The sequence below is a fragment of the Sunxiuqinia dokdonensis genome (genome assembly GCF_001270965.1).
Classification (GTDB): Bacteria; Bacteroidota; Bacteroidia; order Bacteroidales; family Prolixibacteraceae; genus Sunxiuqinia; species Sunxiuqinia dokdonensis.
On record NZ_LGIA01000202.1, the window covers coordinates 1 to 7,546 of the forward strand.

Annotated in this window: 6 protein-coding genes and 1 pseudogene; 4 read left to right on the forward strand and 3 right to left on the reverse strand. The window is 39.0% G+C overall.

Features of this window, described 5'->3' with window-relative positions; translation table 11 throughout:
• Positions 1 to 311: pseudogene (locus NC99_RS18925) on the reverse strand (polysaccharide biosynthesis protein); the annotation flags it as partial.
• 123 nt (positions 312 to 434) lie between these two features.
• Between NC99_RS18925 and NC99_RS18930 the strand changes: the two are divergent.
• Entirely contained in the window at positions 435 to 1,508 is a 1,074-nt protein-coding gene (locus NC99_RS18930) for a glutaminyl-peptide cyclotransferase (protein WP_162231261.1), read from the forward strand.
• Here NC99_RS18930 and ruvB read toward each other — a convergent pair.
• Both ruvB and NC99_RS18940 read right to left on the reverse strand, forming a co-directional pair.
• Positions 1,495 to 2,523 carry a Holliday junction branch migration DNA helicase RuvB gene (gene ruvB / locus NC99_RS18935; RefSeq protein ID WP_053187619.1) on the reverse strand — a complete coding sequence of 343 codons (1,029 nt, stop codon included), beginning with the start codon at positions 2,521 to 2,523 and terminating at the stop codon, positions 1,495 to 1,497. The genes NC99_RS18930 and ruvB overlap by 14 nt on opposite strands.
• A 62-nt stretch (positions 2,524 to 2,585) precedes the next feature.
• Entirely contained in the window at positions 2,586 to 2,975 is a 390-nt protein-coding gene (locus tag NC99_RS18940; protein WP_053187623.1) for a response regulator, read from the reverse strand.
• 524 nt (positions 2,976 to 3,499) lie between these two features.
• On the opposite strand from NC99_RS18940, the gene NC99_RS18945 reads away from it, so the two are divergent.
• The 3 genes from NC99_RS18945 to ybeY all read left to right on the forward strand — a co-directional run.
• Positions 3,500 to 6,781, forward strand: coding sequence for a DUF4175 family protein (locus tag NC99_RS18945; RefSeq protein ID WP_053187626.1), 3,282 nt, complete (start codon positions 3,500 to 3,502; stop codon positions 6,779 to 6,781).
• A complete protein-coding gene (locus NC99_RS18950) occupies positions 6,778 to 7,197 on the forward strand; it encodes an ATP-binding protein (RefSeq protein WP_053187629.1) in 420 nt (139 codons plus the stop codon). Before NC99_RS18945 ends, NC99_RS18950 begins: the two co-directional genes overlap by 4 nt.
• The coding region (gene ybeY / locus NC99_RS18955) for an rRNA maturation RNase YbeY (protein WP_082326582.1) at positions 7,175 to 7,546 on the forward strand (372 nt) is incomplete at its 3' end. The genes NC99_RS18950 and ybeY, both read left to right, overlap by 23 nt.

Below are 7,546 nucleotides of genomic sequence, written 5' to 3' on the forward strand. Positions count from 1 at the left end.
CCACCGGCACCAGAAAGGAAGAAAGCAGGCTGCCCAAAATTCGTGCTGAACAGGGAAATTAATGCGCTGGAATAGGCTTTTTCCTTGTTTTCCTTTTGCGAAGCGAAACGGAAAAAGCCGGTTTCCATGCCATAGGTTAAAATAACCAGCAAAAAAGCCATGTATGAGTATAAGTTCGTAACCACACCATACTCAGCTGTCAAAAATATAAATGAATAATACGGAACAAGCCACCAATTGATAAAGCGTCCAACGATGCTGCTCATGCCATAAATGGCTGTTTCTCCTGCTAGTTTCTTAAATGAGTTCAAAGTTCAAAATTTTGTCAAAGATAGGGATTCAGGCTGTTTTTTTTCATGCAAAAAGATTTTGTTTGGTTTCAGTCTTTCAAAGTTTGTGTATTTTTATTGCCTCAAGATAAACCGAATCAAAAAATGAAGTTTAGAATATTCCTGGTCGTACTGGTATCATCGTTTTTCGTGGGTTTCATTTCGTGCTCCAACAAATCGCAGAGATCGCGAAAACCAGTTGCCAAAATTACCATGCAACCTAAAAAAAACCAATATGAATTTGGTGATTCGATGACCATTTCAGTCGTTGTAAAAAATAAAGATGGAGCATTGAAAGACTCAAAACTGTATATCAACAACGAATTGGTTACAAGCAGCGATGAGCTGGAGTTTTCTTACTCCATTGCCAATTTAAATGTATTGGGCAAACACAGCATTAAGGTACTGTCAACCAAAACCGATGGGGTAGAGGGTGTTACCTTTCAATCCTACGAAGTGGTTTCCGACATTAAGCCCGAACAGTATGGTTACGAAGTGGTCAACACCTATCCGCACAATGTTGAACATTTTACGCAGGGGCTCGAAATTCATAACAATAAATTTTACGAAAGTACAGGAGAAAAAGGCAAATCAGGAATTTATCAGTTCGATTTGAATTCTGGAAATATTCTTAAATCATTCAAAATGGAAGACGAGTATTTTGGTGAAGGAATAACCATTTTCAACAATAAAATTTACCAACTGACCTACAAAGCGCAGAAAGGTTTTGTGTATGATTTAAACAGCTTTGCACGCATTGATTCATTTACTTTCGACACGCCTGAAGGTTGGGGATTGGCGCACAACGGCACCCATTTAATCAAAACCGACGGTTCTGAATTCCTGCATTTTATTGATCCGGAAAGCTACCAGGTCGTCAAAAAAATTCAGGTGTACGATGACAAAGGCCCGGTAAAATTTTTGAATGAACTTGAGTTTTACGAAGGGGAACTTTACGCCAATATCTGGACAACCAACAACGCCGTAAAAATTGATCCTAACACCGGAAAAGTGCTGGCCAAAATTAACTTCGAAGGCTTGCTTTCGGTACTTTATAATCCCGATAAACCAATTGACGTTTTAAATGGAATCGCCATTCATCCTGACAATGGAAAAATGTATATCACCGGCAAACTTTGGCCCCATTTGTACGAAGTAAAACTGATTAAAAAAGAGTAGGCGCCTGGCCTCCACCGTAGTTTATTTTTCCCAAATGCTTGTATGCTCGTTCGGTCACTTCGCGTCCGCGGGGTGTGCGTTTAATAAACCCTTCCTTGATTAAAAAGGGTTCGTACACTTCTTCAATTGTTCCTGAGTCTTCGCCTACAGCTGTCGAAATGGTCGAAATACCAACTGGTCCGCCATTAAATTTATCGATGATAGTAGTCAATATTTTATTGTCCATTTCGTCCAAACCATGCTGATCGATATTCAAGGCTTCGAGTGAAAAACGGGTAATTTCCAAATCAATTTTTCCGTTTCCCTTTACCTGTGCAAAATCGCGCACCCTGCGAAGCAAAGCATTCACAATACGAGGCGTACCACGGCTTCGCGAAGCAATTTCGACGGCCGCCTGATCTTTTATTTCCACTTTCAAAATACTGGCCGAGCGTTTGACAATACCCGTCAAAATACTGAGATCGTAATACTCAAAGTGAGCATTAATTCCGAAGCGGGCCCGCAGCGGGCTGGTCAATAATCCCGACCGGGTTGTGGCCCCAACCAAGGTGAAGGGATTTAACTCTAACTGAATGGAGCGTGCACTGGGACCTTTATCAATTAAAATATCGATTTTATAGTCCTCCATAGCCGAATACAAATATTCTTCGACAATGGGGCTTAAACGATGAATCTCGTCAATGAAAAGTACATCGCTTTCCTCCAGATTGGTCAGCAAGCCGGCCAAATCGCCAGGCTTATCCAATACCGGGCCGGATGTCAACTTTAAACTCACACCCAATTCATTGGCAATAATATTCGATAAGGTGGTTTTACCGAGTCCGGGAGGACCATGCAGCAAGACATGATCCAAGGCTTCGCCACGCATTTTTGCAGCTTGAACAAAGACTTTCAGATTTTCTACAATTTGCTTCTGACCTTTAAAATCATCAAAGGTCAGTGGTCGCAATTGCTTATCAAAATCCACATCTTTTTCTGAAAATGAATCGTCGTGAAGATCTATTGGATCGGACATAAAACTGTACTTTTCTTAGCGAACAAATATAGCTTTATTTCATGAAGAGTTGGCGGCCTCAGCTATTTTACAATTTCCAGATCCTGAAAAATCTGATTTAGCTTTTCGATATCAAAAGGCTTGGCCATAAATTCGTCCATCCCATACGAAATGCATTTGTCGCGATCGTTATCCATTGTGTTTGCTGTAAGGGCAATAATAGGCGTTCGGTTGCTTAAGTTGTTCTCTGTTTCCAGCTCCCTTATTTTTACAGTTGCCTCCAACCCATCCATCTCCGGCATCATGATGTCCATCAAAATAACATCAAACCGATCTTCTTTAAACCTGTCTAAGGCTTCCAAACCGTTATTGGCAATGGTAACTTTGTGATCGTATTTCTTCAAACTAAACGTTACTATCCTCTGATTCAGAATATTATCTTCTACAAGCAATATTGAAAGTTTCTCCTCCATCCACGAATTCGTTAAGCTTTGTAAAGTTAATTCTAAAAAAAGACAAAAGGAAACCCCAATATCCCAAGAATTTTCAAATGAATTTCATCTAACAGCTATTTATTATTTATAGTTTTAAATGAAATTAAAAAATGAATAATATAATAGGGTGTTGATTGCCTGTATAAATTTTTGGGCTATTCCTTGCATTCTTAAAAAGGCCCATGTTATTGCTTTTTTGTTCACTGTTTATACACAGCTATTAAAACAGTGAATCAGATCAATGCAACTTTAATTAACAGTTGTTGATAGCTGTGTTTTTTGATTTTTTATTTGCTGTTGAACGAGGTTTTGATGTTGATTGATTGCGTATGATTTTTTAAAAATAATCCTTGATCGTTTGCTTTAAAAATGCTATTCAAAATCAGAATCCGGATTATAAAATATAATTTTGGATTTTTATTTGTTATCAATTAACAACAGCTGAGAATTAATTAACAAATATTGAAGTTTTTAAAACACTAAAAGGGAGCGATTTAAAATTTATGACGGAAAGCTATAAACATCTTGTTGATAAGCTCAATGCGTACATTAGAAAGTACAATTTTTATCAGTTTATGAAAGGGATTATTCTTTTTATAACACTGATAATCAGTTATGTTATTGTCGTTTCTACGATTGAGTACTTTAGCTTTTTGTCTTCCACTGTTCGGCAGTTTTTATTTTTCTCATCGGCTTTGTCTTTCGCTGCGGTCAGCGTTTTTTATTTTTTCATACCCTTATTTCGCTTGCTTGGCTTGTTGAAAACGATGGATTTTGAAACAGCCGCGGACTTAATTACGAAGAATTTTTCAGAAATTGACGATCGGCTATTGAATATTATAGAACTGGCCAAGCTGGAAAAGGAATCATCGGATTCGTTGGTTTGGGCCAGCGTCAATCAAAAAATCAATCAAATCAAGCTATTTGATTTTTCAAAGGCTGTTTCTTTTAGAAAGTTGAGAAGGAGTGTATTGCTTCTCGCAGCGCTCGGGCTGTTTGGAGTGGTTTTGTCTATGGTGTTTCCCGGTGTTTTTACTGAAGCATCGCAACGGCTTCTGGCTTATGAGCGAACGTTTCTGAAGCCAGCGCCATTTAATTTTGTGGTCATCAACGATAGTTTGCAGGTAAAAAGAGGCGACCGGCTTAGTTTGACGGTTATGTGCGAGGGGCGGCAGGTTCCCGAGATTTTGTATGTAAATATTGGAGGATCAAATTATTTGATGAATAAAAAGGACGACTTGTTTTTGCACGAATTGGAACACGTGAACAACAATTTTACCGTATACTTCACCGATCTGACCCACCAGTCAGCGCGGTACAAAGTTGAAGTTTTAGCGGCTCCGGCTATTTTGGATTATACGGTTGAGATCGTTCCCCCGGCATATACTGGATATGAAACAAGAAAGGAAAGCATGCTCGGTGATTTGGAGGTGCCGTATGGATCAGAAATTAGCTGGCTCTTTCAAGCTATTGATACGGACTCACTTATTTTTAAGCTTGATGGCGGAAGAGTTTCCGCGGAGGAAGTCAACAAGGAATATCGCGTGAGTACAGTGGCGAGGTCAAACGTAAACTATTCGATATCAATAAAAAATGAGGATTTTGACTATGATGATTTGTTGAGCTTTTCGATTGAAGTTATTCCTGATTTGTACCCCGAAATCAAGGTGGTGCAATTGCGCGATTCAACCGAGTTTACCAGGTTTTTCTTTAAAGGAAGTATTAACGATGATTACGGCTTTCATCGTTTGGCTTATCATTTAGTTATTAATCAAAATGATAGTTCAATAGTTTTGCCTGTTGCAGAAAATTTGAGTCAGCAAGACTTTTATTTTACTTATGATTTCGGCGATTTGGCTGGTGTGGTCGATCAGGTTGATTACTATTTTTCGGTGCGCGACAACGATTACTTTCATCAGTATAAAGAATCAGTTTCGGAAACTTTTCAGTTTAAGTTCCCTTCGAAAGAAGAATTGGATGAGCTGGATGATCAAAATTTTCAATCGTTGGAAGAGTTGATGGCCGAAAGTATGGAGTTGTCAGATGAAATACAGCGGGCGATTGAAGATTTAAAGTTCAAAAGTTTGAGCGAAAATTCTTCGGGATGGGAAAAGCAACAAATGGTTTCTGAGATTCTGAATAAGAAAAATCGCTTGGAAGAAATTTTGAAAAAGGTTCAGCAGAAGAATTCGGAGATGAATAATTTGAGAAATTCTTTTAGTGAAGAGAACGCAGAATTGATTAAAAAGCAACAAGAGGTGGAAGAGCTGTTGAATGATGTTTTTGATGAGGAGCTTAAAAAGTTGTTTGAAGAATTTAATGAACTTGCTAAAGATTTTGATCAATCTAAATTTAATGAATTGTCCAACCGGTCGGAGATGTCGATGGATGATTTGTCTAAACAGCTGGAGCGCAATTTGCAGATGCTGAAAAGAATGAAAGTGGAGCAAAAGGTTGAAAATGTGATAGATGGATTGGCTGATTTGGCTGATAAGGAGAAATTGAACGCCCGCGAACTGGATGAGAATAGAATATTTGAAGAGACCCGGGAGAAGGAGCGTGAAAATCGCAGGGATTTTGAGTCTATTAAAGACGATTTGAAAGATGCCTTGAAACTGAATGAGTCGCTTGACAAACCTATGAATTTGCATCCGTTGGATTCGGAGTTTGAGAAGATCAATTCGAATTACGACGAGATCGGGGAGATGCTCGATAATCGGCGGAAGAAAAAATCGGTAGAGGAAATTGAGAATAATGCGAAGAGTTTTGAAAATGCTTCCTTTAGTCTAGATCAAATGTTAGCCATGAATCAGCAAAAGGAAAGCATGGAGAACATCCGTGATTTGCAACAAATTTTGGATAATCTGGTGTACTTGTCATTAAGGCAGGAGATGTTGCATGATCAAGTGCGCGCTATGACCGAGAGTGATCCGCGTTTGACAGAGGTTCGCAAGAATCAGGATCGACTCATCAAACAGAGTGGCGTAGTAAAAGACTCGCTTTTTGCGGTGGCCAAGCGTACGCCCGAAATAGGAAATGTGGTCACAAAAGAGTTGATGAAGCTTGAGTTTTCAATGGATCGCGCCTTAAGTGAATTGGTTGAGAGTCGATTTGGCACAGCGGTGAGCCATCAGCAAATGGCGATGACCGCTGCCAACAATATGGCTCTGTTCTTAAATGAAGCTTTAAACAACCTTCAAAAACAAATGGCCAGTTCAATGCCTGGCGATCAGCAATGTGACAAGCCTGGGTCGGGACAAGGCAATAATATGAATATGCTGAAGGATGCGCAGCAGGGCATCAAAGAGCAGTTACAACAAATGATTGAGCAAATGAAAAGCGGCGAGTCGGGTGGCATGAGCGAACAGATTGGGAAAACACTGGCGCAACAAGAAATGATGCAACAGATGATTCGGCAGTTAATGATGGATTCGGACGTGGGCAGTTCGGCAAAGGAGCAACTCAAGCAAATTAATCAATTGCTGGAACAGAATAATGTCGACCTGGCCAATAAACAAATTACAGCGACGATGATAAGCCGGCAAAATCTAATTCTCAATAAGTTACTGAAAGCTGAAAAGGCAGAGATGGAAAGGGATGTTGAAGATGAACGGGAGTCCAAAACGGTTGATGAGAATTTTTACAGTAACCCAATAGAGTTTTTTGAGTATAAGCAGCAAGAAAAAGAACTCCAGGATGTAATTGAGAGAAATGCATATCAGTTACGAATTTTTTACGATCGAAAGTACAGGGAATATATCAATAATTTAAGAAAGGAAAATTGAAAAGGAGACTCAGTATACCATCTCACCTAACTTATTTGTATGATGTTGAACGTTTCATACAGTCATTTTTAGCCGACGCCGGTTTTCCCGAAGCGCTATTTGGTTCCGTTATTTTATCTGTTTGTGAATCTGTAAACAATGCTATTTCACACGGAAATGGCCATGATATTAATAAATTGGTTGAAATTAGGATTGAATGCGACAGGCGCAGTATTTCGATCGAAATAGAAGATGAAGGAGTGGGTTTTGATGTACATGAGGTGCCCGACCCGACTGAGACACATAACATAAAAAACGAACGAGGAAGAGGAATATTTATTATTAAGAATTTGGCAGATAATGTGACATTCGAAAATAATGGATCATTGGTAAAAATTAAATTTGAATTGAGTCGTGAGCATCAACTTTTACTTTGAAGAGATTGAAGAATTTCAACTAGACCTACCGAAATCCAAAAAGTGGATAAAGAATACCATAAAAAAAGAGGGGCGAGAGCCTGGAGAAATCACTTTTATTTTTTGTAGCGATGATTACCTGCTAGAGATCAACAAGCAGTATTTGGATCACGATTATTATACTGATATCATCACTTTTGATTATGTTGAAGGGAAAGAAATATCAGGCGATATCTTTATTAGTGTCGATCGGGTCAAGGAAAATGCTGCTACTTTTGGAGTGGATTTTCAGAACGAGCTGAACCGAGTGCTTGTCCACGGTGTTTTGCATTTGTTGGGTTACAAGGATAAGAGCGCTGATGAAAAGAAA

What these genes read in the sequence shown, in the direction of transcription:
- NC99_RS18945 (WP_053187626.1), top strand. Translation starts at nt 3,500, where the DNA reads ATGACGGAAAGCTATAAACATCTTGTTGATAAGCTCAATGCGTACATT.
- ruvB (WP_053187619.1), bottom strand. Translation starts at nt 2,523, where the DNA reads ATGTCCGATCCAATAGATCTTCACGACGATTCATTTTCAGAAAAAGAT.
- NC99_RS18930 (WP_162231261.1), top strand. Translation starts at nt 435, where the DNA reads ATGAAGTTTAGAATATTCCTGGTCGTACTGGTATCATCGTTTTTCGTG.
- NC99_RS18940 (WP_053187623.1), bottom strand. Translation starts at nt 2,975, where the DNA reads ATGGAGGAGAAACTTTCAATATTGCTTGTAGAAGATAATATTCTGAAT.